The sequence below is a fragment of the Acinetobacter sp. ABJ-A23_2 genome (assembly GCF_044538765.1).
Classification (GTDB): domain Bacteria; phylum Pseudomonadota; class Gammaproteobacteria; order Pseudomonadales; family Moraxellaceae; genus Acinetobacter; species Acinetobacter nosocomialis_A.
The window spans coordinates 106,329-131,626 of sequence record NZ_JBIUCP010000001.1; the positions used below are offsets into that span (position 1 = coordinate 106,329).

At 38.1% G+C, this 25,298-nt stretch carries 27 protein-coding genes, 1 tRNA gene and 1 pseudogene; 21 read left to right on the forward strand and 8 right to left on the reverse strand.

Annotation, left to right across the window (positions count from 1 at the left end):
• Positions 1 to 3 precede the first annotated feature (3 nt).
• From ACH63V_RS00525 to ACH63V_RS00560, 8 genes are all read left to right on the forward strand, one after another.
• A complete protein-coding gene (locus tag ACH63V_RS00525; RefSeq protein WP_311069417.1) occupies positions 4 to 378 on the forward strand; it encodes a DUF4845 domain-containing protein in 375 nt (124 codons plus the stop codon).
• Positions 350 to 1,042, forward strand: coding sequence for a ribonuclease III (rnc, locus tag ACH63V_RS00530; RefSeq protein ID WP_004707545.1), 693 nt, complete (start codon positions 350 to 352; stop codon positions 1,040 to 1,042). The genes ACH63V_RS00525 and rnc overlap by 29 nt, the downstream gene beginning before the upstream one ends.
• Before the next feature lie 11 nt (positions 1,043 to 1,053).
• Positions 1,054 to 2,076: a GTPase Era gene (gene era / locus ACH63V_RS00535; RefSeq protein ID WP_080593587.1), complete on the forward strand. Its 1,023-nt coding sequence runs from the start codon at positions 1,054 to 1,056 to the stop codon at positions 2,074 to 2,076.
• A gap of 18 nt (positions 2,077 to 2,094) precedes the next feature.
• Positions 2,095 to 2,295 (forward strand): NF038104 family lipoprotein, encoded by a 201-nt coding sequence (locus ACH63V_RS00540; RefSeq protein WP_016804953.1) that lies wholly within the window; start codon positions 2,095 to 2,097, stop codon positions 2,293 to 2,295.
• A 9-nt stretch (positions 2,296 to 2,304) separates the two neighbouring features.
• The gene (locus tag ACH63V_RS00545; protein ID WP_396462437.1) at positions 2,305 to 3,018 is read left to right on the forward strand and encodes a DNA repair protein RecO; all 714 of its coding nucleotides are present in this window, start codon (positions 2,305 to 2,307) and stop codon (positions 3,016 to 3,018) included.
• Between the two features lie 13 nt (positions 3,019 to 3,031).
• A complete protein-coding gene (gene pdxJ / locus ACH63V_RS00550; RefSeq protein WP_396462438.1) occupies positions 3,032 to 3,757 on the forward strand; it encodes a pyridoxine 5'-phosphate synthase in 726 nt (241 codons plus the stop codon).
• Between the two features lie 6 nt (positions 3,758 to 3,763).
• Complete coding sequence (locus ACH63V_RS00555; RefSeq protein WP_002052437.1) at positions 3,764 to 4,408, forward strand: tRNA-(ms[2]io[6]A)-hydroxylase; 645 nt, start codon at positions 3,764 to 3,766, stop codon at positions 4,406 to 4,408.
• A 273-nt stretch (positions 4,409 to 4,681) separates the two neighbouring features.
• Positions 4,682 to 5,440, forward strand: coding sequence for an SDR family oxidoreductase (locus ACH63V_RS00560; protein ID WP_016804929.1), 759 nt, complete (start codon positions 4,682 to 4,684; stop codon positions 5,438 to 5,440).
• A gap of 184 nt (positions 5,441 to 5,624) precedes the next feature.
• On the opposite strand, the gene ACH63V_RS00565 is transcribed toward ACH63V_RS00560, so the two are convergent.
• Positions 5,625 to 5,700: transfer RNA gene (locus ACH63V_RS00565), tRNA-Asn, on the reverse strand.
• A 25-nt stretch (positions 5,701 to 5,725) separates the two neighbouring features.
• Between ACH63V_RS00565 and ACH63V_RS00570 the strand changes: the two are divergent.
• Both ACH63V_RS00570 and ACH63V_RS00575 read left to right on the forward strand, forming a co-directional pair.
• Positions 5,726 to 5,894, forward strand: a pseudogene (locus ACH63V_RS00570) (hypothetical protein).
• Positions 5,895 to 5,935: 41 nt separating this feature from the next.
• Positions 5,936 to 6,364, forward strand: coding sequence for a hypothetical protein (locus ACH63V_RS00575; RefSeq protein ID WP_396462439.1), 429 nt, complete (start codon positions 5,936 to 5,938; stop codon positions 6,362 to 6,364).
• 14 nt (positions 6,365 to 6,378) lie between these two features.
• On the opposite strand, the gene ACH63V_RS00580 is transcribed toward ACH63V_RS00575, so the two are convergent.
• The gene (locus ACH63V_RS00580; RefSeq protein ID WP_016804927.1) at positions 6,379 to 6,816 is read right to left on the reverse strand and encodes a PaaI family thioesterase; all 438 of its coding nucleotides are present in this window, start codon (positions 6,814 to 6,816) and stop codon (positions 6,379 to 6,381) included.
• Between the two features lie 185 nt (positions 6,817 to 7,001).
• Between ACH63V_RS00580 and ACH63V_RS00585 the strand changes: the two genes are divergently transcribed.
• Positions 7,002 to 7,412 (forward strand): GFA family protein, encoded by a 411-nt coding sequence (locus tag ACH63V_RS00585; protein WP_396462440.1) that lies wholly within the window; start codon positions 7,002 to 7,004, stop codon positions 7,410 to 7,412.
• Positions 7,413 to 7,462: 50 nt separating this feature from the next.
• Here the strand turns inward: ACH63V_RS00585 and ACH63V_RS00590 are convergent, their stop codons facing one another.
• Positions 7,463 to 8,698 (reverse strand): pyridoxal phosphate-dependent aminotransferase, encoded by a 1,236-nt coding sequence (locus ACH63V_RS00590; RefSeq protein WP_396462441.1) that lies wholly within the window; start codon positions 8,696 to 8,698, stop codon positions 7,463 to 7,465.
• Positions 8,699 to 8,906: 208 nt separating this feature from the next.
• Between ACH63V_RS00590 and ACH63V_RS00595 the strand changes: the two genes are divergently transcribed.
• A complete protein-coding gene (locus tag ACH63V_RS00595; RefSeq protein WP_002118942.1) occupies positions 8,907 to 9,086 on the forward strand; it encodes a hypothetical protein in 180 nt (59 codons plus the stop codon).
• A 32-nt stretch (positions 9,087 to 9,118) separates the two neighbouring features.
• On the opposite strand, the gene ACH63V_RS00600 is transcribed toward ACH63V_RS00595, so the two are convergent.
• Positions 9,119 to 10,555, reverse strand: a complete 1,437-nt coding sequence (locus tag ACH63V_RS00600) for a diguanylate cyclase domain-containing protein (RefSeq protein ID WP_396462442.1) — start codon at positions 10,553 to 10,555, stop codon at positions 9,119 to 9,121.
• A gap of 143 nt (positions 10,556 to 10,698) precedes the next feature.
• On the reverse strand, positions 10,699 to 11,490 hold the full coding sequence (locus ACH63V_RS00605; protein WP_396462443.1) for a hypothetical protein: 792 nt from the start codon (positions 11,488 to 11,490) through the stop codon (positions 10,699 to 10,701).
• Positions 11,491 to 11,669: 179 nt separating this feature from the next.
• Here ACH63V_RS00605 and uvrB point away from each other — a divergent pair, with 179 nt between their 5' ends.
• The 8 genes from uvrB (at position 11,670) to proB (ending at position 21,205) form a co-directional block, all read left to right on the forward strand.
• A complete protein-coding gene (gene uvrB / locus ACH63V_RS00610; RefSeq protein WP_016804922.1) occupies positions 11,670 to 13,691 on the forward strand; it encodes an excinuclease ABC subunit UvrB in 2,022 nt (673 codons plus the stop codon).
• Between the two features lie 93 nt (positions 13,692 to 13,784).
• Positions 13,785 to 14,372, forward strand: coding sequence for a lipocalin family protein (locus tag ACH63V_RS00615; protein ID WP_396462444.1), 588 nt, complete (start codon positions 13,785 to 13,787; stop codon positions 14,370 to 14,372).
• A 106-nt stretch (positions 14,373 to 14,478) separates the two neighbouring features.
• Positions 14,479 to 15,426 carry an EamA family transporter RarD gene (gene rarD, locus ACH63V_RS00620; RefSeq protein WP_396462445.1) on the forward strand — a complete coding sequence of 316 codons (948 nt, stop codon included), beginning with the start codon at positions 14,479 to 14,481 and terminating at the stop codon, positions 15,424 to 15,426.
• A 216-nt stretch (positions 15,427 to 15,642) separates the two neighbouring features.
• Positions 15,643 to 17,100 (forward strand): glyceraldehyde-3-phosphate dehydrogenase, encoded by a 1,458-nt coding sequence (locus ACH63V_RS00625; RefSeq protein ID WP_263614343.1) that lies wholly within the window; start codon positions 15,643 to 15,645, stop codon positions 17,098 to 17,100.
• 150 nt (positions 17,101 to 17,250) lie between these two features.
• On the forward strand, positions 17,251 to 17,985 hold the full coding sequence (locus tag ACH63V_RS00630; RefSeq protein WP_263614342.1) for an MFS transporter: 735 nt from the start codon (positions 17,251 to 17,253) through the stop codon (positions 17,983 to 17,985).
• 11 nt (positions 17,986 to 17,996) lie between these two features.
• Positions 17,997 to 18,671 (forward strand): hypothetical protein, encoded by a 675-nt coding sequence (locus ACH63V_RS00635; protein ID WP_396462446.1) that lies wholly within the window; start codon positions 17,997 to 17,999, stop codon positions 18,669 to 18,671.
• A gap of 164 nt (positions 18,672 to 18,835) precedes the next feature.
• Positions 18,836 to 20,056, forward strand: coding sequence for an Obg family GTPase CgtA (gene cgtA, locus ACH63V_RS00640; RefSeq protein ID WP_191010286.1), 1,221 nt, complete (start codon positions 18,836 to 18,838; stop codon positions 20,054 to 20,056).
• A 15-nt stretch (positions 20,057 to 20,071) separates the two neighbouring features.
• Complete coding sequence (gene proB / locus ACH63V_RS00645) at positions 20,072 to 21,205, forward strand: glutamate 5-kinase (RefSeq protein ID WP_022575289.1); 1,134 nt, start codon at positions 20,072 to 20,074, stop codon at positions 21,203 to 21,205.
• 25 nt (positions 21,206 to 21,230) lie between these two features.
• Here proB and ACH63V_RS00650 read toward each other — a convergent pair whose 3' ends face one another.
• Entirely contained in the window at positions 21,231 to 21,887 is a 657-nt protein-coding gene (locus ACH63V_RS00650) for an HAD-IB family hydrolase (RefSeq protein WP_396462447.1), read from the reverse strand.
• Complete coding sequence (locus ACH63V_RS00655; RefSeq protein WP_191010284.1) at positions 21,854 to 23,062, reverse strand: DUF1615 domain-containing protein; 1,209 nt, start codon at positions 23,060 to 23,062, stop codon at positions 21,854 to 21,856. The genes ACH63V_RS00650 and ACH63V_RS00655 overlap by 34 nt, the downstream gene beginning before the upstream one ends.
• An 82-nt stretch (positions 23,063 to 23,144) precedes the next feature.
• On the opposite strand from ACH63V_RS00655, the gene dusB reads away from it, so the two are divergent.
• Positions 23,145 to 24,170 carry a tRNA dihydrouridine synthase DusB gene (gene dusB / locus ACH63V_RS00660; RefSeq protein ID WP_004707580.1) on the forward strand — a complete coding sequence of 342 codons (1,026 nt, stop codon included), beginning with the start codon at positions 23,145 to 23,147 and terminating at the stop codon, positions 24,168 to 24,170.
• Positions 24,171 to 24,213: 43 nt separating this feature from the next.
• On the opposite strand, the gene ACH63V_RS00665 is transcribed toward dusB, so the two are convergent.
• Complete coding sequence (locus ACH63V_RS00665; protein WP_396462448.1) at positions 24,214 to 25,260, reverse strand: NAD(P)H-dependent flavin oxidoreductase; 1,047 nt, start codon at positions 25,258 to 25,260, stop codon at positions 24,214 to 24,216.
• Between the last annotated feature and the right edge of the window lie 38 nt (positions 25,261 to 25,298).

Genomic DNA, 25,298 nt, shown 5'->3' on the forward strand with positions numbered 1-25,298 from the left:
AAAATGCGTAAGGCACAACAGGGTACTTCGTATTTAGCAATTTTATTTGGGGTGGTCATATTTGCAATTGCAGTGAAAGCTGTACTTGCAGTTTGGCCAGCGTATTGGGATGATCGTGTGATTAATAATCAGATTACCGAGCTTATGCAACAAAGCTCAGCTGATACGACACCCCAAAAATTTATGGCACAGATGGATCAAAGACTGGAAATGAATAATATTCGTGATCTCCATTTTGAAGAGATTGCCGAAGTGTTTAACCAGTCTGGTCTAACGGTCAAAAAGAAATATGAGGTAAGAAAGCCTTTCTTACTGAATATTGATTTAGTTTTAACATTTGAGAAGAGTTTTGACAAAACATCAGTTCAAACTAAGTGATCCTCGCTTACTCAGTCGAATCGGTTATCAATTTAAGCAGCCTGAATTGCTACAGTTAGCTTTGACTCACCGTTCGGTGAGTCATAAGTATAACTATGAGCGTCTGGAGTTTTTAGGCGATTCGCTGTTGGGCATGATCATTGCCAATTATTTATACCATGCTTACCCACATGAAAATGAGGGACGCTTAACACGTATGCGAGCAACTTTGGTTCGCCAAGAAGCATTAGGTAAAATTGCAACCGATTTGCAACTTAGTCGGTGTTTAATATTAAGCACGGGCGAGTTGAAATCTGGCGGTCATCATCGTGAGTCAATATTAGCAGATACGGTAGAAGCGATTATTGGTGCAATTTATCTTGATAGTAGTGATCTGAACCTACTCAAAGATATTGTGTTAAAATGGTACGTACCTTATTTAGATCATATTGAGCCAACAGATCAACTCAAAGATCCAAAATCACGTTTACAAGAGTATCTACAAGCACGTAAAAAACCTCTCCCTGTTTACGAGGTTGTAGATATTCAGGGTGATGCACCTCATCAACACTTTAAAGTCGAATGTTTGGTAGATGGTTTGCCAAAGATTTATGGTGAGGGGTCAAGTCGTCGTTTTGCCGAGCAGGCAGCAGCGGCGGAAATTTTAAAGTTATTGGAGCAATAACCTGCATGTCGATGCATTCTGATCAAATCAATCCAGATTCAAATGAAAACCAAGATCCAAACAATCTGATTGATCAATTTTTTAGTTCCAAAGGCGTTACAATTCCTTCGGATTTTAAGAGCGGATTTGTGGCGATTGTGGGACGTCCAAATGTGGGTAAATCTACCCTCATGAACCATTTATTGGGTCAAAAACTCTCAATTACTTCACGTAAACCTCAAACGACACGCCATAAAATTATTGGCATTGACTCACGTGAAAAAATGCAAGCGGTCTATGTAGATACACCGGGGATGCATAAGAAAGAAGTACGCGCGATCAATAAAATGATGAACCGTGCTGCACATTCTGCATTACGTGACGTTAACTTAGTATTATTTGTTATCGATGCTTATAAGTGGACTCAAAATGACGATTTAGTGCTTGAGAAACTCAAGAACGCTGAAATGCCAGTTATTTTGGTAATTAACAAAGCTGATACTTTTGAAGATAAAAGAGAGATTCTTCCTTTGATTCAAGAGCGTACCAAGCTTATGAATTTTGCTGAGATTGTTCCTGTCTCTGCTCTTCGTGGAGCAAACTTGGAGCATTTAAGTGAAACGATTGAAAAATATCTTCCTTATCAGCCACCACTATATTCATTCGATCAAATTACGGACCGTTCTGAGCGCTTCTTGGCAAGTGAAATCATTCGTGAAAAAATCATGCGTCAGTTGGGTGAAGAGCTACCATACGATTTAACAGTGCAAATTGAATCTTTCAAAACGGAAGAGGCAACTGTTAATGAGAAAACTGGTCGATTAAAGCCAGCTTGTACCTATATTGATGCAACTATTTTTGTAGATCGTCCTGGCCAAAAAGCAATTGTGATTGGTGAAAAAGGTGCCAAGCTTAAAACGATTGGTATGGATGCTCGTAAAGACATGGAGAAAATGTTCGAACAAAAGATCATGCTTACCTTATGGGTTAAGGTTAAAGGTGGTTGGTCTGATGATGAACGTGCTTTAAAAAGTTTAGGATATAGTGATATCTAATAAGCAGGGAATACTGGTATGAAAGCAATTACATCAATATTGGCTATTGTTGGGTGTACATTGATGTTACAAGGTTGTGTATATAAGCTTGTAACCGTACCAGTAGGTATTGCTTATAAAACAACTAAAGGTGTAGTGAAGGGTACAGCTGCTGTTGTGGGAGCTGTAATTCCTGATGGTGATGATGACGATAAGAAAGAAAAAGAATCTAAGGAATAGTTTCTTTTTATGATGCGCAATGAAGTCCTACACGGATATATGATTCACCATCGTAAATATCGTGAAAAAAGCCATATTGTGCATCTCTTCACTCAGGAATACGGGCGGGTCGATGGTATTTTAAGACAGACTCCGCCTCCTCAATATCAACCAATTCGGTTGCAAGCCACAGGTAAAAGTGAACTTAAAAATTTTACGAAGCTGGAAATATTAAATCAGCCAGTTTTCTTTTTTGGTGATGCTTTTTTTGCTGGCTTTTATCTTAATGAAATTGTTTTAAGACTTTGCCCATTAGAAGAGGCAATGCCACAAACTTTTGAACAATATCAGTTAACTTTGCTTCAGTTACAACAATTATCTTCTCACGAAAATCCAGATCTCTTTCTCAGACAGATTTTGCGCCAGTTTGAACATGTCTTACTTCCAGAGCTAGGCTATGCGATTGATTTCTCAGTTGATAGCGCACAGAAAGAAATTTTGCCTCATCAGTTTTATCAGTTTCAAGTGACTGAAGGTTTTGCTCCAGTCGTTCAGGCAGGCCGTTCATCTTTGTCGGGAAATGCGATTTTATCTATGCTGGACTATGAGCAAGGGCAGGATTTTTCTCACGAACAATTGCAATTATTAGGTAAACTATACCGTCAAATGATTACATCGCTTTTAGGTGACCGTCCCCTAAAAAGTCGACAATTGTGGATTCAAAATACTCAAACTCAATCGTAATTAGGATTTATTTATGGCTGCATTGCTTGGTGTAAACATAGACCATGTTGCTACTTTAAGACAGGCGCGCGGTACTACTTACCCAGACCCTGTAGAAGCTGCGCTTATTTGTGAACAAGCTGGTGCAGAAGGTATTACTTTGCATTTGCGTGAAGACCGTCGCCATATTCAAGATGATGACGTACGTCGCATGCGTCCATTGTTAAAAACACGTATGAATTTAGAGTTGGCTGTTACTGATGAAATGGTCGAGTTTGCAAAAGAAATTCAGCCACAACATGTATGCTTCGTTCCTGAAAAACGCCAAGAAGTAACAACTGAAGGCGGCTTAGATGTAGTCACTAACTTTGAAAAAGTTAAGGCTGCAACTCAGGCCTTAGCTGCTCTCGGGTGTGACGTATCATTATTTATTGATGCGGATTTTGCTCAAATTGATGCTGCAGTGGCATGTGGAGCACCTACTATTGAGCTGCATACAGGCGCATATGCGGATGCGGCAACAGAACAAGAACAGCAAGAAGAACTTGCTCGTATTGTAAAAGGTGTTGAGTACGCAGCGGCAAAAGGTTTAGTTGTAAATGCAGGTCATGGACTTAACCTAAAAAATATTGCACCAATTGCAGCAATTCCCCAAATTCATGAATTAAACATTGGTCATTCAATTATTGCAGATAGTGTTTTTGTAGGTCTGGCACAAGCTGTTAAAGATATGAAAACAGCGATTCAGGCAGCAGGATAATTAGTAATGTCGAGTATCAATTACGATGAATTAATGCAGCCAGTGTTAGCATTTTTGGGGTGTCAAACTCCAAATGAATGGTTAGATGAGGCCGTTAATAATTTAGATATCTTGATGCAAGATCATGCCAATTGTGAAAAAAAAGCAGCTGGTACGGCAATGAACTTAATGTTCCGCTATAGTTTTTTTACAGATCTACAAGTCAAACTTGCTCAACTTGTACGTGAAGAAATGCTTCATTATGAACAAGTCCTCGAATTTATGACGAAGCGTGGGCAAGAGTGGAAAGGTTTAAGTGCAGGCCGCTATGCAGGTGGTTTACGAAAAGAGATACGCACATATGAGCCAGAAGCTTTAATTGACGTACTGGTTATTGGAGCTTTTGTAGAAGCACGTTCATGCGAACGTTTTTATGCACTTGCTCCGCGTGTAGATGACGAACTGGGACGCTATTATCGTTACCTGCTTAAGTCTGAATCTCGTCATTTTGAAGACTATTTAGCACTAGCGCTTGATGTCGCAAAAACTGCAAAAATGAAAGATCCTGAAGAGGATATTCAGCAGCGTATTGAACACATCCGTGAAGTTGAAAAAAATCTGATTTTGACTCCGGATGATACTTTCCGGTTTCATAGTGGTATTCCTGCATAATTTTGAATGCTTCAGTTAAAAAAGTTTACCTTTCACGGTAAACTTTTTTATTGGGTGAGCTTTATCTTTTCGGCTGTAGCCATGTTCTGCTTTTAGTTGTTAAATGCATATAATTATTTAATAAATATATTTTTTATAGATTTTAATTTCTCTTAAAATTTTTAAAAAAACTTTTATTTTTTTAGGCTAATAATAAATATTATGTAAATATAAAGGCTGATATGTTCATCATGAGTTCAACTGAAATAGTTGATCATTTCTAAGGATATAAAAATGTTAGCATTAGTTACAGGTGCATCAGCAGGTTTTGGTTATAGCATTTCAAAAAAGCTGATTGAGTTAGGCTATAAAGTTATTGGTTGCGGAAGACGGGCAGAAAAACTAGAAGAACTAAAACAAGAACTTGGTGAAAAATTCTACCCATTAGTATTTGATATGACGGATACAGCAGAAAATATAAATAAGATATTTAAAGAATTACCAAATGAATTTCAAATCGATCAAATTGATTTGCTCGTAAATAATGCAGGTTTAGCATTAGGTTTAGAATCGGCAGACAAGGCTGAATTAGATGATTGGTACACGATGATTGATACCAATGTTAAGGGGCTTGTTACTGTTACCCGACTAATTTTGCCAAGCATGGTAAAGAAAAAATCTGGCTTAATCATTAATATGGGCTCAATTGCAGGTACATATCCATATCCTGGTGGTAATGTGTACGGTGCAACCAAAGCTTTCGTGGAGCAATTTAGTCTAAATCTTCGTGCTGATTTGGCTGGTACTGGTGTGCGTGTAACTAATGTTGAACCAGGGCTGTGTGGGGGGACTGAGTTTTCTCTTGTGCGTTTTAAAGGGGATCAGGAGAAAGTGAGTAGTCTCTATGATAAGAAAAACCCAATTTTGCCTGAAGATATTGCAAATACGGTAGCCTGGATTGCATCGCAACCAGCTCATATTAATATTAACCGTATAGAAATGATGCCAACAACGCAGTCTTTTAACCCATTAAAAGTTGTAGAAGCGGAATAATAGAATTTTAAAAATGATCTAAAGATGGGGATATATTCTTTAAATTTAGATCTGATGATTAAATCTAGTAAATATCAATTCATGAAAAGCAAATCCTCTACAGGTAGGTAGGGGATTTTTTATAGGTATTCAAAATAAATGGCAATAAAAAAGCCCGCTTTAATGCTGCGGGCTTTTTAGTATTTGGCTCTCCCACCTGGGCTCGAACCAGGGACCTGCGGATTAACAGTCCGTCGCTCTACCGACTGAGCTATGGGAGAATCTGCATGCGATTATAAGGAGATTTTGACAAGGGTCAAGTTAAAATCGTCATGTTTCCTTCATTTTTGTGTTGTATGCTTCTTATTTGATCAAGTTGAGTAGCGAGGATATAAATTACTTGCACTTTAAAAACTCAATTGCTAGATTCAAAAAAGAACAAGCGTTTGGAGTAATCCAAACAGTGTGGATTTAAACCAACTTGCCAGCACTAAAATGGCTAAATCGGAGATAAGTATGAAAACACTTACTGTTGCTTCTATTTTTTCTAATTTTGATTTTTATCAACGCAATTATCTCAAAATTTTAAATCAACCAGAATCTTATTACACACTTGTAGAAGATGCATGGATCAATGCTTTTCCATTTAAAAAGCAGGACTTGTACTTAGGTGACTTATTACAACTCTGGTTTAGTTCAAAATGGGATGTGCATACTTCACTGAAAGTTTTAAAGTCTTCCAACATATTAGATCAATCTAAACCCCTCTATATTTTCCAGCTCGAAGGCGAATTATTACTAGGTAAAAATAAAGTTTTAGCTTGGTCTACTCAGTGTCATAAAGTGATAGAGCTTCAACTTAAGAATATTTGGGCACCTTATGTGGTTGCACAAACTTGTGACCGTCCAGATCTTCCTGACTTAATAAAAAAGGCAGCCCTTTAAAGCTGCCTTAGTTTTTATGGTCGAATAATCATACAAGTCGCTGTTGCATAAGCATAAAGTTTACCTTCTTCATCAATAATTTTTCCTTCGGAAATACCCAAATTTTTACTTAAATTAATGACTTTACCAGTGGCAATTAAAGCCTGATTTTGAGGAATAGGGCGGCACATTTTTACATTAAGGTCGATGGTGCCATAACCTACACCTGCAGGTAACATCGTATGGACAGCACAGCCAGTCACCGAGTCTAGGACTGTTGCTGCAAAACCACCATGTACACCACCTAATGGGTTTAAGTGATTATGATCTGCTTGTGCTTTGAAAGTCACACATCCTTCAGAAATTTCAGTAGGTTGCATTGGAATAGTTTTGCTTATACTGGCAGGTGGAATGTGACCTTCAATCATGGCTTGTAAAAATTCGAGGCCTGTCATTTCCATAGGATTTTTCATTTTTTGAGTCCTTCAGTAATTAAGTTCTAAAATGGAACTTGATGTTAAATTAGGCGTTAAAATGCATATTGTCAAGTTGGCGAGTATAAGAAATATGACTATTTTATAGTTTATGAACTTGTAAAATGTGGTTGAGTAGAATATTTTATAACCCTAAAAATATAAACTTCTTGTGGAAAATAATAATGAACGGTCAGTGTCTATGCGGTGAAACAACTTTTGAAGTTGAATTAAAAAATCATGATGTACATGCTTGCCATTGTTCGATGTGTCGTAGACAAACTAGTGGTGTCAATATGACAGTTGATGTGGTCAAAGGCAGTTTAAAGTTTATTCAGCAAAAGCATCTTAGTGTATTTAACTCTTCTGACTGGGGAGAACGAGGCTTTTGTAATGCTTGTGGAACAACAATTTTTTGGAGAACGAAAGATCAAAGTTACTGCAATATCAATGCATTTTCTTTAAATGAGCCAGTAGAAGGCTTGAATTTGGATATGGAAATTTTTATTGAATCAAAACCCGATTTTTACACTTTTCAAAATCAAACAAAAAAACTAACTGAAGCTGAGGTGTTCGCATTGTTTAACCCAGAATAATTTTAATTATAAAAAAGGCCTCAATTTTGAGGCCTTTTTAATTTTACAAATTATTTAGTAGCTTTTTCAGCTTCGATAGATGCAATTGCAGCATCAACACCTTCGATTGATTCAGCAGCTTTTTTGATACGCGCTAATGCATCAACAAGTACTTCATCAGCTGTTGCATATGAAATACGCATGAAGCCGCCTAAACCAAATGCATCACCAGGAACAACTGCTACGCCAGTTTCTTCTAGTAACCATTCAGAGAATTCTGTGCAAGACTTTAAGCCTTTTGCACGAATAAGAGGGCGAATGTTTGCATATGCATAGAATGCACCATCAGCAGGTAAACAAGAGATACCTTTGATGTCATTTAAGCCGTTTACAACTAAGTCATGACGACGTTTAAACGCTTCAATCATTGGCTCTAAAACATCTTGCGGACCATTCAATGCAGCTTCAGCAGCAACTTGTGAAATTGAAGTTGGGTTAGAAGTTGATTGAGACTGGATTTTTTTCATTGCACCAATGATTTTTGCTGGGCCGGCTGCATAGCCAATACGCCAACCTGTCATTGCATATGCTTTAGAAACACCATTTAAAACAATCGTGCGGTCATATAAATCAGGTGCAACAGTTGCAATATTGTAGAACTCATCTTCCCAACGAATTGGTTCATACATGTCATCAGAAGCAACAAATACTTGTGGATGACGACGTAAAACTTCTGCTAAAGCTTCTAATTCAGCTTTGCTATAAATCATACCTGTTGGGTTAGATGGGCTGTTTAATACCACTAAACGAGTGTTTGGCGTAATTGCAGCTTCTAATTGTTCAGGTGTAATTTTGAAACGTTGGTCTTCACCACATTTCACAATAACTGGCGTACCTTCAGCAATAATCACCATATCTGGATAGCTTACCCAGAATGGAGCAGGGATGATCACTTCATCACCTTTGTTTAATAATGCAAGTGCCAAGTTAAAGAAGCTTTGCTTACCACCACATGAAACCAAAATCTGGTTTGGCTGATAATCAAGATTATTATCACGCTTAAACTTAGCAATAATTGCTTTTTTTAACCCAGGAGTACCATCTACAGCCGTATATTTGGTGAAACCATTATTAATTGCTTCAATTGCAGCATCTTTAATGTGTTGAGGGGTATCAAAATCTGGCTCGCCAGCACCTAAACCAATCACATTCTTGCCAGCAGCTTTAAGCTCAGCAGCTTTGTTAGTTACAGCAAGTGTAGGGGACGGTTTGATAGCATTGACACGATCAGAAAGACGTACGTCCACGGCAATATTCCTCTTATGGGATTAAAAAATAAAAAGCATACTATCTTATCGCAAAAATTAGGCAATTTGCGGATGTGGGTATTTTTAGATGTAAAAAAGTTTAATTTAAGAAAGATCTTGTTGTGGTTTTACTCAATTGAAGCTTTTTTCGAAAGAAATGAGAAAAATCCTTTATAATAAGTCGCAATCGAAATATCGAGACTGAATCATGACTGAGCAACAGCCAAAACAGAAAAAGGCTTTGGTGAAATTGCCATTCCCAATGCCGAATGAAAGCAATCAAGCAGATGATGCTGTACACAACCAAGTGCGTCCGAAGCCAGAGCAATATGCAGATAGAACTTGGATGCCACCTCGTGGTACGCGCCGTTCTATGGGTAAGCGTTAATTTAAAAAAACAGGCAATATGCCTGTTTTTTTTTATTGTTGTGGAACTTCTTGATAATAACTTTTTTTCTTTTGATACATACTGTGATCTGCACGTTTTAGCATATCTTCCACTTGTTCATTTTCTTTTGTGGTTGCATGTCCAATAGCAATACTAATTGGATGGCTTGAGTAATATTGATTATCTATATTGAAAAGCTCCTGAATAGTTTGCAGCATCATTAAAACATTCGCTTCATCAGCGCCAGGCATTAAAATCACAAACTCGTCGCCACCGATTCGAGAAGCTGTATATGCAGTATTTGTGATTGCCTGATTTAAAATATTACCTACACGCCGCAATAAACCATCACCAATATCGTGACCAAGTTGATCATTGGTTTCTTTTAAACCATTCATGTCTAAAAAAATTGAAGAAACAGGACGAATAATACTGCGGTTTAAACGATTAAGCTCTTCTGTAAAGAAAGCACGGTTATAAAGCTTAGTCAGCACATCATGCTGGCCTAAATATTCTAAATAATTTTCAGCTTTCTTTCGTGCAGTAATATCTGTAAGTGCAACTTGTACCAATCCCCAAGTCTCTTCATAGCCGGGGAATACGGTAAATTGCAGTAAGACATTTCTAATTTGACCATCTAATGCATAGTTAACGGCTTCACGCTTGTGGTGAATATTTCCTTGCCAGAGTTCAATCAGCTGTTCTCTAAAAGTTTCCACCATCTCTTCAGCAAAAATTTTATGGGTATTTTTTAAGAGAGTCGTTTTGTCAGGTGCTTTAAATAAATCGAGAGTCGACTGGTTAACATCTAAAATTAGAATATCTTCTATACATTGACGCACAAACTCAGGATGTACATCTAGAAAAGTCCTAAAGTCTTCAATACCTAATAGCCTAAGCTGATCAATTCTATTTTTAATACGGCTAAAATCTTCAACCCAAAGCGAAGTCGGGGAGTAAATAAACATTGACTCTGCTAGGCGTCGATTTTTCTCTTCCTGACGAAGTGCATTTTGATAAGGCGTAATGTCTTCGGTGGTAATTAAAATACGGTCAAATGTAGTTTCAGAACCCGGTAAAATTGCTCCACGCAGTTGTACATCAATACGTTTACCAGAGAGCGTGTAATTTATAGTGGTACTCGAGAAATGAGTTTTACCATTCCATAACGCTTCGAGTTCATGAATATGGGCTTCAAACATTTCTTTTTTAAAAATAAGATTTAAGTTGGCACATAATTCTTCTTGGTTTTTTGCTTCAAAAAGTTCTAATACTTTTTGGTTGACCTTAATAATTTTAATTTTATGGGCACATTCAACAATCAAATTTTCATTTTGACTTAGAAATTCATATAGGTCTTCGACCCCTTGATTTCTCCATAGGTCAAATAACTGCTTAACTTCACTGAAGTCTTCAATCCACATTGGAATTGGGGTTAAGTCAAAAATTGAAGAATCTAAAGTTTCCATTTGTTTCTTTAAGTATTCAGTTCGTCTTAAAGTATAATGAGAAAAATTAGGATTTGGGGAAATAATCAGTTTAAATCTTTAGAATAATTAAAATAATGAGAAAGCAGAATTTATCTGCTTTACTCATAAAATATCAAAATAAATTAACGGTTAATTGGGTGGTCGATATTTTTCTCGCCGCGCCATAATTTAATGAAGTCTTGTTCATCGAAATCGTAAAGTTCCATCAGTGCCACAATGACACTGACAAAAATCATTGCGCCTTCTGAGTTACCATGAATATTGAAAATCTTGCCATTGAGCTTACCTAAAATATCACTCAATTCGTGGTCTCGGCCTCTGCCATAGCGGTCACGAGGGTATAACTCTTCATTTAAAACAATCAGTGCTATCGCTTTTTCAGCATTTGATAAATCAGTTTTATCTAACGCGTCTTCAAAAGAGTCACTGCCGTGATTAAAGTAAAAAATAACTTCATCATTAATGAAACTTTGAACCATTTTTTGAGTGAGTGTCGGAAACTGTGAAACAGCATTATCTTCAACATACGGTTTAAATGATTCTGGAAAAATCACGTTGTGATATATGCCTTTAAAAAGCGGAGCGATTTCAGAAACTTTATAACCTGCGATCCCACATCCTAAAGCAGTCACAAAGTATTTCATCTTAGGGTGATTTTTTACATAAATTTTAAAGTCTTCAACATAATGCTCAATTTGGGAGAGTGGCATTTGTTGAATATGTTCATTTAAAGTTGGAATTGCAAAGCTTTGTCCAGCCCAGCCACGTCCTACACCTTCTACAGCCCCAAAATGCTGACTGGCAACACGTGCGGCTCCACTACCATGTTGCCCAGCCATATTACTACCGAAGACAAACACTGTATCTTCAGGGAGTTCAGTTACAATACTTTCATCATGATATTGATAGGTCATGGTTATGCTTTTTATCTAATGGATAAGTCCATGTTGCAACCGTTTAAAGCATTGGTCAAGTATCAAGATGCTTAATATTTTCGCTGTAGATTAATCTGGCTACAGACTTTAAATTAGGGAAAAAATCCCCATTAAGTTGCTAGACGATAAATTCAAATTTTTTATAAAGAGAGAGAACTGTGAACGAAAATCAACCTTTCGATTTGGTCACTCATTACCAGCCAGCGGGTGATCAGCCACAGGCAATTGAAAAGCTGGTGAATGGTGTCGAAAAAGGTTTTCGTAATCAGTTACTGTTGGGCGTGACTGGTTCAGGTAAGACCTATACCATGGCAAACGTGATTGCCCAAACACAACGACCAACCATTGTGATGGCGCATAATAAGACTTTGGCAGCCCAGCTGTATGGTGAGTTTAAAGCCTTCTTTCCAAATAATGCAGTTGAATACTTCGTAAGTTATTACGACTACTATCAACCAGAAGCTTATGTTCCATCTTCAGATACATTCATTGAAAAAGACGCAGCAATTAATGACCATATTGACCAGATGCGTTTATCGGCAACACGTGCTTTGTTAGAGCGCCGTGATGCAATTATTGTTGCTTCTGTATCTGCTATTTATGGTTTGGGTGATCCAAATGCTTATATGCAAATGTTATTGCATGTGGTGCAGGGTGACCGAGTGAGTCGAGACGAAATTATTCGTCGTTTGGTTGAAATGCAATATACGCGTAATGAGCTTGAATTCTTACGTGGTACTTATCGAATTCGTGGCGAAATTATTGACATTTTCCCAGCTGAATCTGACCAACACGCAATTCGTATTGAGCTTTTTGATGATGAAGTAGATTCAATTCGCTGGTTTGATCCACTCACCGGTAAAATGGTACGAAAAGTACCACGTGTCACGATTTATCCGAAAAGCCATTATGTGACGCCAAAAGACAACTTAACGCGTGCTATTGATACCATTAAGGATGAACTTCAAGACCAGCTTAAGTTCTTCCGTGAACATGACAAGTTACTTGAAGCTCAGCGTATCGAGCAACGTACTCGTTATGATTTGGAAATGATGCAGCAGTTAGGTTATACCAATGGTATTGAAAACTACTCTCGTCATTTATCAGGTCGTCCAGCAGGTGAAGCACCACCAACATTATTTGATTATGTACCGGATGATGCTTTACTTATTATTGATGAGTCGCATGTAACGGTTCCTCAAATTGGCGCAATGTATAAAGGTGACCGTTCACGTAAAGAAAACTTAGTGAATTATGGTTTCCGTTTACCAAGCGCGCTTGATAACCGCCCTATGAAATTTGAAGAGTGGGAGCGTATTGTTCCGACCACTATTTTTGTCAGTGCAACGCCTGCTAAATACGAATTGGAAAAATCAGAGCAAGTGGTTGAGCAGGTCGTTCGTCCAACAGGTTTGATTGATCCAGAAATTGAAGTTCGCCCAGTACTTACTCAAGTCGATGATGTTCTTTCTGAAATTAATATTCGTAAGAATTTAAATGAACGTGTGTTGGTGACCACTTTAACTAAACGTATGGCGGAAGATTTAACGTCTTATTTAAAAGAATATGGCGTTAAGGTTGCTTATTTGCACTCAGATATCGATACAGTTGAGCGTGTCAAAATTATTCATGAGTTACGTACAGGTGTATTCGACGTTTTAGTCGGTATTAACTTGCTTCGTGAAGGTCTCGACATGCCAGAGGTTTCTTTAGTTGCTATTTTAGATGCAGATAAAGAGGGTTTTTTACGTTCTGAGCGTTCGCTTATTCAGACCATTGGTCGTGCTGCGCGAAATGTGAAAGGTAAAGCAATTTTATATGCAGATAGAATTACCGATTCTATGCAAAAAGCAATTGATGAGACTGAGCGCCGTAGAGCCAAACAAATTGAGTTCAACGAACTACATGGTATTACACCTCGTAGTGCTGTTCGTCAGGTCATCAAAGAAATTGATGCAGGTGAGGTACTTTCAGATGATCAAATTGATGAGAAGGTATTAGAGCAGGCACAAGCTTTAAGTGCCGATGATCGACATATTCTTTCTGATCCTAAATTGTTTAGTAAGCATATTACTAAGCTTGAGAAAGAAATGTTAAAAGCATCTAAAGACTTACAGTTTGAGCAAGCGGCACGTATTCGTGATGAAATTGTTCGTTTAAAAGCGCAAATGTTGCAATAAATGGATACATAACACTACATGATTTGTTTAAAAAACAAGCTAGTGTAGATATTTAAGTTATTTTGTATTCACAACTAAAAGTTGAGGGCAACAATGGCATTTCGAAATAATGTTCCGCAAGCCAGTTGGCGCTTGGCAAAAATTGCATTGGGCGGGATTGTTCTGACTGGTTTAGCCGTTGGAACATATGCCTATGCTCAGCAAAAATCGTTACCAACTGTCGATAAAGTTGAATTAGACCGTTATTTAGGTGTGTGGTATGAAGTCGCACGTAAACCAGCTTTTTTTCAAAAAAAATGTGCTTACAACGTATCTGCAACATATACCTTAAATGAAAATGGAAATATTGTTGTAGATAACCGTTGTTATGATAATCAAAAACAATTACAGCAATCTATTGGTGAAGCATTTGTGGTGAATCCACCATATAACACTAAACTAAAAGTAAGTTTTTTACCTGAAGCTGTGAGATGGATACCCGTAATTCGTGGTGATTATTGGATCTTAAAACTGGATGAAGACTATCAGACGGTTTTAGTTGGAGAGCCTTCTCGTAAATATCTTTGGGTATTATCTCGAACGCCACATCCTAAAAAAGAAGTAGTTGATGAATATCTCAATTATGCAAAAACATTAGGATTTGATATTCGAGATATTATCCACTCTGAGCACAAAGAATAAAAAATTTGCTTAAGAAAAAACCATGTCTTCACATGGTTTTTTCTTTTGTATAGTGGATAAATCAAGTATTGTATCGCTTCATTTTTATTGAAGTATAAAGAGGTTGGTGATGTTAAAAGGCGTGATTTTCTCTGTCATGGCATCATTAACTTTCGGTGTGCTTTATTTCTATACTCAACTACTCGGCCAGCTTGATAGTGAGCAGACGTTTGGGTGGCGTATTATTGCGACTTTGCCATTTTTAACTGTGTTTATGTGGTGGAGTGGTGACTTAAGTCATATTAAAAATATCTATCAGCGTATTTTGGCAAAACCTTCTTTTCTCTTATTACTCATCACAACCTCCATTTTAACGTCGGTACAGTTATGGCTCTTTTTATGGGGACCAATGCACGGCCGTGGTCTACAAGTGTCTTTGGGATATTTCCTTCTACCGCTTGTTTTAGTGTTAGCTGGCAGTGTCTTATATGGCGAAAAAATATCAAAATTTCAATGGGTCGCTATTGTTCTGGCAATAGTGGGTGTAGGTCATGAGATTTTTCGTCTAGGAAGCATTGCTTGGGAAACTGCTTTGGTAGCCATTGGTTATTCAGCTTATTTCTTGTTACGTAAGAAAATTAAAACGGATAATTTAGGAGGCTTTTGGTGGGACCTTCTGATTATTATGCCAGTTGCAATCTATCTGACACATACAGGGTTATTGCCATATAGTAAGTTCTTCGATCAGCCGACACTCGGGTTGGTTATTGCAGGATTAGGTGTGCTTAGTGCTATAGGCTTGGGATGTTATATATTGGCAAGCCGTTATTTACCTTTAGTTGTGTTTGGACTCTTAGGATATTTGGAACCTGTATTGCTTGCTTTGGCATCGTTGGTTTTAGGTGAAAGCATTGGTCACGAGGAGTGGTTTACCTATATTCCAATCTGGTGTGCTGTTTTTGTATTGGTTTTAGAAGGTGCATTCCATCTATATCAACAGCAACAAAAAGCCAAAAATTTGCAGTTAAATATCGAAAAATATCAAAAAAGATTAAAAAATGATGCTCACGATTAGAGCATCAGAATCTAAAAAGTAAGAAAAAGCAAAAATTTAGCTGCTTTAAACAATAAGATAATAAAAAATAATTATAGGTATTTTATGAATTTATGATGAATTTTAGGAAAATCTAGCCACTAACGTCAGCTTTTGATTCATTCTTGCTAATAATTCCATTACAATTACGGGGTTTTAAAAATCACGCCTAGATATAATTAATTAGAGGACGTATCTGTGAGCAAAGACACTATCATCGCCCTGCACGCTGAACACCAAGGCCGTTGGAAAAACCGTGAAGAAATCGCGGAACGTATGATTGCAGTAATCGGTCAATTATACCGTGAAAAAAATATTGTCGTATCTGTTTACGGTCGCTCTTTAATTAACCGTTCTGTTATTCAAATTTTGAAAACTCACCGTCGTACACGTGTTGTAGATGTTGAGCTTTCTGTTGTAAATACATTCCCAATTTTAGAAGCTTTAGCAAAAGTTGAAAACATTGGTTCTGCAGAAGTTGATATCGGTAAACTTGCAGTTGAATATAAAGAAAAAGGCGGTGATGTTGACGCGTTTGTTGCTCAAGCTGTTGAGTCAATTAAAGGTAGCGCAACTTCTGAACAACCTAAAGACGTAGTTCTTTACGGTTTTGGTCGTATTGGTCGTATCTTAGCTCGTTTAATCATTAGCCAATCAGGTTTAGGTCGTGGTTTAAGCCTTAAAGCGATTGTTGTTCGTAAGTCCTCTGACGGTGACTTGGCAAAACGTGCTTCTTTACTTCGTCGTGACTCAATTCACGGTACTTTCGCTGGTACAATCTCTGTTGATGAAGAAAACGAAGCAATCATTGCGAATGGTAACTTCATTAAAGTGATCTATGCATCTAGCCCAAGCGAAGTAGACTATACACAATACGGTATTGAAAACGCGCTTTTAATCGACAACACTGGTAAATGGCGTGATGCTGAAGGCTTAAGCCAACACTTGAAATGTCCAGGCGTTGCACGTGTTGTATTAACTGCACCAAGTAAAGGCGAAATGAAAAACGTTGTATTTGGTGTAAACAACACTGACATCTTAGATGAAGACAAAATCATCTCTGCTGCAAGTTGTACAACAAATGCAATCACTCCAATTCTTAAAGTATTGGATGACAAATATAAAGTTCTTAACGGTCACGTTGAGACAGTTCACTCATTTACAAATGACCAGAACTTAATCGATAACTACCACAAAGCTGATCGTCGTGGTCGTGCAGCTACATTGAACATGGTTATTACTGAAACTGGTGCTGCTAAAGCTGTTGCTAAAGCATTACCTGCATTAAAAGGTAAGTTAACTGGTAACTCTGTACGTGTTCCTACACCAAACGTATCTCTTGCGATTTTAAACTTAACGCTTGATAAAGAAGTTGATCGTGAAGAAGTGAACGAATACATTCGTCAAATCTCGATTAACTCTAACCTTCAAGGTCAAATCGGTTATACAAACTCTACAGAAGTAGTATCAAGCGACTTTATCGGTTCTCGTACAGCTGGTGTATATGATGCTCAAGCAACGATTACTTCTGGTAACCGCTTAACTGCTTATGTTTGGTACGATAACGAAGTAGGTTATAGCTGCCAAGTATTACGTATCGCTGAACAAATGTGTGGCGTAAGCTATACAAAAATTCCTGCAGAAACTAACGCTTAATTCCATTTAACGTTAGATAAAAGTATGTGACAAAAAGACCCAGTTTAGACTGGGTTTTTTTACAACCGTACAAAATATATGCTGATTATTTTTTAGAAATCAATGAGAATAGAACTTAAGGAACAAAAAGAAATAGTAAAGGGATTGGAATTGCAGCAGTTTAAAAGATTATTAATCGTCTTCTTTTTTATCATCATTGCGAATATATGTGGTGTACTCATCGCCATTTGGGTTTTCAAGCATTTTAATATTTATATTCCGCTGAAAAACCAAGCTGTAGCGATTGATTTACAAGAGCCATTGCAGGTACAAGTTAAAGTAAAAGATGCTTTAAATGTCGATGTAAAAGGCCGAGTAAATGCGAATATTCCTATTAATGAAAAGTTAACGATTCCTCTTACACAGACGTTAACTCCACGTGTCTATTTCGATAATATGGTGCCAATTAGTACCGTTATTCCAGTTAAAGAAACGTTAAAAGTTGATCAAAGCCTACCAATAGACACAAAAGTTCAAGTCAGAGTATTAGGTAGGGATATTACTTTGCCATTAAAAGGTAATATCCCATTAAAGCTTGATGTACCTATTGATATTCAAGTCCCGCTCGATCAAAAAGTTCATTTGAAATTTGATGCTCCAGTAAAAACTGTTTTAAAAGAAAATCTTCATATTCCATTAAATGCTCAGTTAAAAACAAACATTCCAATTCAGGGGAGTTTGAATGTACCTGTAAAAACTGCTTTAAATGCTTCGGTAGATGTGAAAAACACCTTGCCAGTTAGAATTGAGCATGGTGAGTTAAAAATACCTCTATCGAGCATGAGCCTTAATCGAGTTAAAGATGATAATGCTACATCTTTACCTGCTCAGAACCAGAAAAAGTAGGTGGATGGCTTATGTTGGGTTCAATAAAAAGTATGCTCATCAGTTTCTTTCTGATTATGGTACTCACGGCAATTTTATTTTGGCTCTATTTAAACATACAGGCTTCAGTGGTTGTTTCTGCACACGAGTCAGATATTCGATTACCGGAGTCATTAGAAACTAAAATCCATGTTGGTAATAACTTACAGGTACAATCTATAGGTAAACTAGATACATCAATTGATATTGACCGTCAGATTTCGGTGCCATTAAAGGGGAGATATTTGGCTGATTTAGAGTTTGAAGTTGAGACTCCAATTACAGTAAGTGTTGATTATGCCACCACGCTGAAAGTTGATCAGGTGATGCCTTTGGAAACAACCACCGATTTAATTTATCAAAATAAATTACTTCCTAGATTTCCGTTAAAATTAAATATTCCCATCAATCTAGATATTCCATTTCAGTTAAAACGTAGTTATACCATTCCCGTTAAAATTGCTTTTAATGGTCCGGTTTATTTTGAGTTTGATGAGTCGGTAAATTTACCAATTAAACATCAGTTTAATCCAACTTTAAAAATTAACGATGCAATGGAAATGGGTAATATCTCAAGCTTTAATGCGATTATGTATAACTCGGTACAGCACACCAAAGCTAATTTAGATATGAAGATGGATTTGCCCTTACGTAATGTTCATCCTTAAGGGATAAACACATAAAGAGAGGCAATGATCTGCTGTAAATTTTTATCAATATCAAAAGAAATAAAATAAGACCTATGAAAGTAGAATTCTCTCGATTTTCTATTCGAGAATTTTATGAAAATATGGCAGAATAGGCGGTTTTAGAGTTTTTAGAGGATTGGCAAATGCGCTTTGTTGATGAAGCAGTCATTACCGTAGAGGCTGGCGACGGTGGCAATGGCGTAGCCAGTTTTCGCCGTGAAAAATTTGTACCATTTGGTGGCCCAGATGGTGGTGATGGCGGACGTGGTGGAAGTATCTATATTCAAGCTGATGATGATACAAGTACGCTAGTCGATTACCGTTACACCCGTAAATTCCGCGCTGAGCGTGGTAAAAACGGTGCAGGTGCTAACTGTACCGGACGCGGTGGTGAAGATGTGGTTTTAAAAGTACCTGTTGGTACAACAATTGTTGATACAGATTCTGGCGATATTATTGGCGACTTGGTTGAAGACGGCCAAAGAATTCTGGTTGCAGGTGGTGGTGAAGGTGGTTTGGGGAATACTCACTTTAAATCATCAACTAACCGTGCTCCGCGTAAATGTACTACGGGTACTAAAGGTGAATTTCGTGAAATTCGTCTTGAGTTGAAAGTATTGGCAGATGTTGGCTTATTAGGTATGCCAAATGCGGGTAAATCTACTTTCATTCGTGCTGTAAGTGCTGCAAAGCCAAAAGTGGCAGACTATCCATTTACAACCATGGTTCCAAACTTGGGTGTTGTAGATGCTGACCGTCATCGTTCATTTGTAATGGCCGATATTCCGGGCCTTATTGAAGGTGCGGCAGAAGGTGCAGGTCTAGGAATTCGCTTCCTTAAACATTTGGCCCGTACTCGTATTCTTTTACACATCATTGATGTACAACCAATTGATGGTTCAGATCCAGCACATAATGCAAAAGCTATTATGAACGAGCTGGCTAAGTTTTCACCTACTTTGGCGAAACTACCAGTTGTTTTGGTGCTGAATAAACTGGATCAAATTGCTGAAGAAAGCCGTGAAGAGTGGTGTCAGCACATTCTAGATGAATTAGAGTGGACTGGTCCTGTCTTTAAGACATCAGGCTTATTAAGCGAAGGAACAAAAGAAGTTGTATATTACTTGATGGATCAGATTGAACAACAACGTGAACGCGAAGTTGAAGATCCTGAGTACGCAGCAGAAGTAAGAGCTTTCCGTGAACAACTAGAAGTTGAAACACGTGAACAAACCATTGCGGCAAAAGAAGCATATCGTGCGATGCGTCGAGCACAACGTCTCGAAAGTATGATGGACGATGATGACGATTTTGACGATGATGAAGACGACAATGATGTAGAAAGCATCTACGTTCGTGACTAAAAAACCGAGGAAAACATGATAGAAGTGGTCGATGGGCAACGTAAGCTCAGTGAGTGTAAACGAATCGTTGTTAAAATCGGATCATCTTTACTCACAGCAAATGGGCAGGGGCTAGATCTGGAAGCTATTTCGCATTGGGCGAAACAGATTGCAGATTTACACAATGCTGGACACGAAATTATTTTAGTGTCTTCAGGAGCTGTAGCAGAAGGTATGGTTCGTATGAAGCTTGCGAGTCGACCCACCGATCTACCCAGTTTACAAGCATGTGCCGCAATTGGGCAGATGGGCCTAATTCATACATGGTCTAGCGTGCTTGAAAATCATAGTATTCGAACAGCGCAAGTGTTATTAACACATGACGATTTGGCAGATCGCCGTCGTTATTTGAACTCATGCGATGCGTTGCAGAACTTGATTGACTGGCGTGTTATTCCGGTTATCAATGAAAACGATACAGTCTCTACTGACGAGATTCGTTTTGGTGATAACGACACCTTAGCAGCAATGGTTGCTGGTCAAGTACATGCTGATTTACTGATCATTTTAACAGATCAGCAAGGTATGTTTGATTCAGACCCACGTCATAATCCAGATGCAAAGTTGTTATCAACTGTGCGTGCCATGGATGATGTTTTATTTGAAATGGCAGGCGGTGGTGGGCTTCTTGGACGAGGTGGCATGGTCACTAAAGTTCGTGCTGCACGTTTAGCTGCCAAGTCAGGTTGTCCAACACTGATTGCTAGTGGTGAAAGTGACAATGTGTTGTCACGAGTAATGGCTGGTGAAATGTTAGGTACATTATTCACAACAGATAAAGACCGTATGACAGCACATCAACAGTGGCTTGCTGCACATTTACAAACAGCAGGTCGCTTGGTAATTGATGATGGCGCGGTTGACGCGATTAAATCAAAACATCGCAGTTTACTCCCTGTTGGGGTCAAAACTGTTGAAGGACATTTTGATCGTGGTGATGTGGTTGAATGTGTGGATAAACAAGGCAAACGTATTGCGGTTGGACGAGTAAACTTTAGTTCTCGTTCAGCTGAAATTATTAAAGGTCTTTCTTCAGACAAGGTTTACCAAGTACTTGGAGAAGCCCGTTCGCTTGAAATGATCCATCGTGACCATATGGCAATTTATTAGGTTGTGTTCAATTAAAAAGCTCGCTTTATGCGAGCTTTTTTTGTGGTGTTAATGAAGGCAAGATTCGATCTTCACCAACCATAAAAGGATGGGTGGCAAGACTTAGCATGTCTAAATCTTCTGAAGTATTCCCATAAGCATAAATTTGATAATAATCCTGCAAAGAATATTGTTCATGTATTCTTAACTTCTTTTGTTCATTACTACAATCTGGCGTTGAATAGTAACCTGTCATCATGCCATTTTTAACTTGAGTTTCAGTACAAATTAATTCGATATCAAGTAATTTGCAAAGTGGAGCAAGATAGATATCAATTGAAGCTGAAACTAATACCACTCGGTCACCAAGTAATTGATGTTGTTGTAACTGTGCAAAGATTTCAGGTGAAAGCGTCGAGACGAGCTCTTGTGCATATTCTTCACCTAATCTTTGCAGCTCAATTGCTGGGGTATTGCGAAACATGCTTCGGAACAGCTTAGCACGCATCGCATGGGCGGGATAAAAATTAAGATAATAGGCTTGAATCCATGGCAGGATTTTCAAGCCTTGCTTAACGATGTGGCGCTTAGATAACGCATAAAAGATGAACCCTGTAAAACTATCTTTGCTGCACAAGGTCCCATCAAAATCGAACAGGGCGAGATTTTTTATTGTCTTATTCGTTTCGCTCGTTGCATACATGATTCATATCGTCCGTTTACGCGGGTTGCATACCAGTTAGTATTGTAGTCACGACTTAATTTAGGCCCAGAAATTACCACTTGAGGCATAATGGCATAGATCGGTTCTTTGCCAGTTTTCGCCTTATAGAGTTTAGTTAGTGCAATATAAGTTGTTGTACTTTCAAACTTTTTCTCTTTTTCCAATTTCAGGTCATCGCGAAGTTGTCTTGGAGTAATTAAAACATTATTTGCAGTAAATAATTTCATTAACTCTTTTTCTGACTGACTCTGAACTGCGAGTGGATCACCAGATTTATTGTAAAGTAATAAATCACCATCTAAAGTAAGTTTAGTATCAGTAAGGGCATCGAGCATGCTTTGAAAAGCAGCATTACGACTAGAGTACATACCTGAGTTATAATCGGCAAAACGGTAAATCGCCTTATCATAGTCTGCTGGATATACCATCAAGCGATGAATACCATAATATAGACCGCCATATTGCGTATAAAGATCATTTCTAAGGTCTGCAATATTCATGCTAGAACGCTTATGAGCTTTGGCATAATTAATATGAACTTGCATTGAACCTAAAGTCGTAATAGGGTTCATTTTCTCGCCAATATCTTGTCCAACCAGTTTGGCTGCACCTGTTAAAGCACTGACATGATAATGTTGAGTCATAAAATCAAAAATTTGACGATAAAGTAAGTCGAGATCTTTTTCAGTTTTTACTTTACGCATCTGACTCATGTAATTGTTGTCAGGGGAAGGCTGGGTTTTTAATACTTCTTCGAAGTAGCCTGCGACAGTACCGCCAACTTTCTCACCAAGTTTGTCTTCAAACTTTTCATTTAAACGGGTACTGACTTCATCAACTGCTTTTTTACCAAGACCCGGTACCACAGGATTGGCAACAAAGTTAGATTCCTGATCTACAATCGCGACAATACTGCAGACATTTTGCTTGGTTTTAGGAATTTTTAATTCCTGCATAATATCGTCAATATCTTTGGCCCATGACTCACGATCATGCACGCGCGATGGAATTAACTTTTTAATTTGCTGGCTTTCTAAATCGGGCTCATCATTTTTTGACCACCAGGCTTTATCTCCACAAGCAGCTAAACTCATGCATACGGTGACTACACCGAATGATTTTAATAAAAAACGGGAAGACAACGGTTTGTTCATGGAGAGGAAAGCACCTGCAAAAAAGATGAGCTGATCAAGCGGATGAAGTATACTATGTTGATCATCAATTGTATGAATATATATGTATATTGGTCCCTATCAACTGTCAAATAATTTAATTGTTGCCCCTATGGCCGGCGTCACAGACCGTCCATTTAGAACACTGTGTAAGTATTTTGGTGCGGGTCATGCGGTAAGCGAAATGATGACTGCTGACAAAACTTTGCGGATGACTAAAAAAAGTCTTTATCGTGCGAATTTTGATGGAGAGCTCGCTCCTATTTCTGCACAAATTGCAGGTTCTGATCCAGAACAGTTAGCTGAGGCTGCCCGTTATCAAGTTGCAAATGGGGCGCAAATTGTTGACATCAATATGGGATGTCCTGCAAAAAAAGTATGTAATAAATTAGCAGGTTCAGCATTATTACAAGATGAGGACTTGGTAGCTCGAATACTAGATGCTGTTGTTGCAGCAGTTGATGTTCCTGTGACGTTAAAAACCCGTTTGGGATTTTTAAATGGCCAAGAAAATATTTTACGCGTGGCTAAACGTGCTGAAGAGGCGGGGATTGCTGCGTTAGCATTGCATGGACGTACACGTGAAGACATGTATTTAAATACAGCACGTTATGAATTAATCAAACATGTTAAGGAGTTAATCAATATTCCAGTAATTGCCAATGGTGACATTGATAGTCCTGAGAAAGCAAAATATGTACTGGACTATACTGGCGCCGATGCAATTATGATTGGGCGGGCCGCACAAGGTCGTCCATGGATTTTTCGTGAAATTGCCCATTATTTAAAAACTGGTGAGCATTTAGCTGCTCCAAATATTGAAGAAGTCAAAGATGTACTTTTAGGACATTTGTCTGAGTTATATCAATTTTATGGTGAATATTCCGGATGTCGTATTGCTCGTAAGCATATTGCTTGGTACACCAAAGGCTTACGTTCAAGTAACGAGTTCCGACAAAATATGTATAAAGTTGAAACCACTGCTGAACAAGCATTAGTGGTCGAGAGTTATTTTAATCAATTGCTTGCAGAAGGTAATTTGATGAGTGATGTTCAGGTTGAACAAGTTAATTTATTAGCTACTCACTAAAATAAAGCAACCAGTACACAGGCTGGTTGCTTAAAATCTTTATCTATTCATTATCTAGCATTTCAACAACGAGTTGATTGACCAGATCAGATGCGCCTAATTCACGTATTTGTGCAACATTACTTCCTGCCCAAAAAGCACCAAAACCATAGTCATGGTGTTTACTCGCAAGAGCATTGAGTTGCTTTGCTAAATCGTAAGCGTATGGATATTCTGGTTGGGCAGGTCGAGTAGGTGAATCGATTTTGGTATGCCAATGGTTGAATAAACCGCGAGCAGGACGCCCAGAAAGGCTAGCGCTAATTTGCGTTACAGGTTCAGTAAATAATGCTTTGCGATATTCAGCAGAAGCATTTGAAGTTTGGCATTGAACAAATGCTGTACCTAACTGGACTGCGGTTGCTCCTAAGCCCAGCATATGTTTGGCTTGTAAGCCAGTCATGATGCCACCTGCAGCCACAACAGGAAGCTTACAATGCTTCACAATCAATTGGACCAAGTCACTGGTTTTAATCGATGCGTCAAAAGTCTGGTTGAAAATTCCTCGATGTCCACCAGCTTCAATACCTTGAGCAACAATAATATCGATACCTGCTGCCTCAATCGCTTGGGCTTCAATCAGGTTGGTGGCCGAAACCATGGTCAAAATACCAGCTTCTTTCAAAGCTTTAATTTGATGCGGATGCGGAATACCAAAATGGAAGCTCACCGCTTTAGGTTTAGCTTCTAAAACAACATTTAAAAAGTCATCATTGTCTAAAAAACTTGGATAAATACAGTGCAATTCTTGAGGTGGTTGAACACCAAATTTTTCGAAATGAGGACGTAGATATTCAATCCATTGTTTTGCTTTTTCTAGATTAAGTTCTGTAGATTGATGACAGAAAAAATTAACCTGAAATGAGTTTTCAGTGAGTGCGTGAGTTTTTAAAATTTGTTCACGTGCACTTTGCGGAGTATTTGCTCCCAAGCCTAATGATCCAAAGCCTCCTTGATTTGAAACCTCGGCTGCTAGTTCTGGTGTAGAAACCCCTGCCATGGGAGCCAGAAAAATTGGATGTTTAATTGCAAGTTGTTGTAATAGGCTCATTTTATTCACCTCACTTCTTTCACTTCACCATAACGTGA

Coding starts and splice junctions, on each gene's coding strand:
- ACH63V_RS00525 (WP_311069417.1), top strand. CDS start 4: ATGCGTAAGGCACAACAGGGTACTTCGTATTTAGCAATTTTATTTGGG.
- ACH63V_RS00575 (WP_396462439.1), top strand. CDS start 5,936: ATGAAAACACTTACTGTTGCTTCTATTTTTTCTAATTTTGATTTTTAT.
- ACH63V_RS00555 (WP_002052437.1), top strand. CDS start 3,764: ATGTCGAGTATCAATTACGATGAATTAATGCAGCCAGTGTTAGCATTT.
- ACH63V_RS00635 (WP_396462446.1), top strand. CDS start 17,997: ATGTTGGGTTCAATAAAAAGTATGCTCATCAGTTTCTTTCTGATTATG.
- ACH63V_RS00560 (WP_016804929.1), top strand. CDS start 4,682: ATGTTAGCATTAGTTACAGGTGCATCAGCAGGTTTTGGTTATAGCATT.
- dusB (WP_004707580.1), top strand. CDS start 23,145: ATGTATATTGGTCCCTATCAACTGTCAAATAATTTAATTGTTGCCCCT.
- ACH63V_RS00595 (WP_002118942.1), top strand. CDS start 8,907: ATGACTGAGCAACAGCCAAAACAGAAAAAGGCTTTGGTGAAATTGCCA.
- era (WP_080593587.1), top strand. CDS start 1,054: ATGCATTCTGATCAAATCAATCCAGATTCAAATGAAAACCAAGATCCA.
- proB (WP_022575289.1), top strand. CDS start 20,072: ATGATAGAAGTGGTCGATGGGCAACGTAAGCTCAGTGAGTGTAAACGA.
- ACH63V_RS00580 (WP_016804927.1), bottom strand. CDS start 6,816: ATGAAAAATCCTATGGAAATGACAGGCCTCGAATTTTTACAAGCCATG.
- ACH63V_RS00615 (WP_396462444.1), top strand. CDS start 13,785: ATGGCATTTCGAAATAATGTTCCGCAAGCCAGTTGGCGCTTGGCAAAA.
- ACH63V_RS00605 (WP_396462443.1), bottom strand. CDS start 11,490: ATGACCTATCAATATCATGATGAAAGTATTGTAACTGAACTCCCTGAA.
- pdxJ (WP_396462438.1), top strand. CDS start 3,032: ATGGCTGCATTGCTTGGTGTAAACATAGACCATGTTGCTACTTTAAGA.
- ACH63V_RS00540 (WP_016804953.1), top strand. CDS start 2,095: ATGAAAGCAATTACATCAATATTGGCTATTGTTGGGTGTACATTGATG.
- ACH63V_RS00655 (WP_191010284.1), bottom strand. CDS start 23,062: ATGAACAAACCGTTGTCTTCCCGTTTTTTATTAAAATCATTCGGTGTA.
- ACH63V_RS00665 (WP_396462448.1), bottom strand. CDS start 25,260: ATGAGCCTATTACAACAACTTGCAATTAAACATCCAATTTTTCTGGCT.
- ACH63V_RS00545 (WP_396462437.1), top strand. CDS start 2,305: ATGATGCGCAATGAAGTCCTACACGGATATATGATTCACCATCGTAAA.
- ACH63V_RS00585 (WP_396462440.1), top strand. CDS start 7,002: ATGAACGGTCAGTGTCTATGCGGTGAAACAACTTTTGAAGTTGAATTA.
- ACH63V_RS00650 (WP_396462447.1), bottom strand. CDS start 21,887: ATGTATGCAACGAGCGAAACGAATAAGACAATAAAAAATCTCGCCCTG.
- ACH63V_RS00600 (WP_396462442.1), bottom strand. CDS start 10,555: ATGGAAACTTTAGATTCTTCAATTTTTGACTTAACCCCAATTCCAATG.
- cgtA (WP_191010286.1), top strand. CDS start 18,836: ATGCGCTTTGTTGATGAAGCAGTCATTACCGTAGAGGCTGGCGACGGT.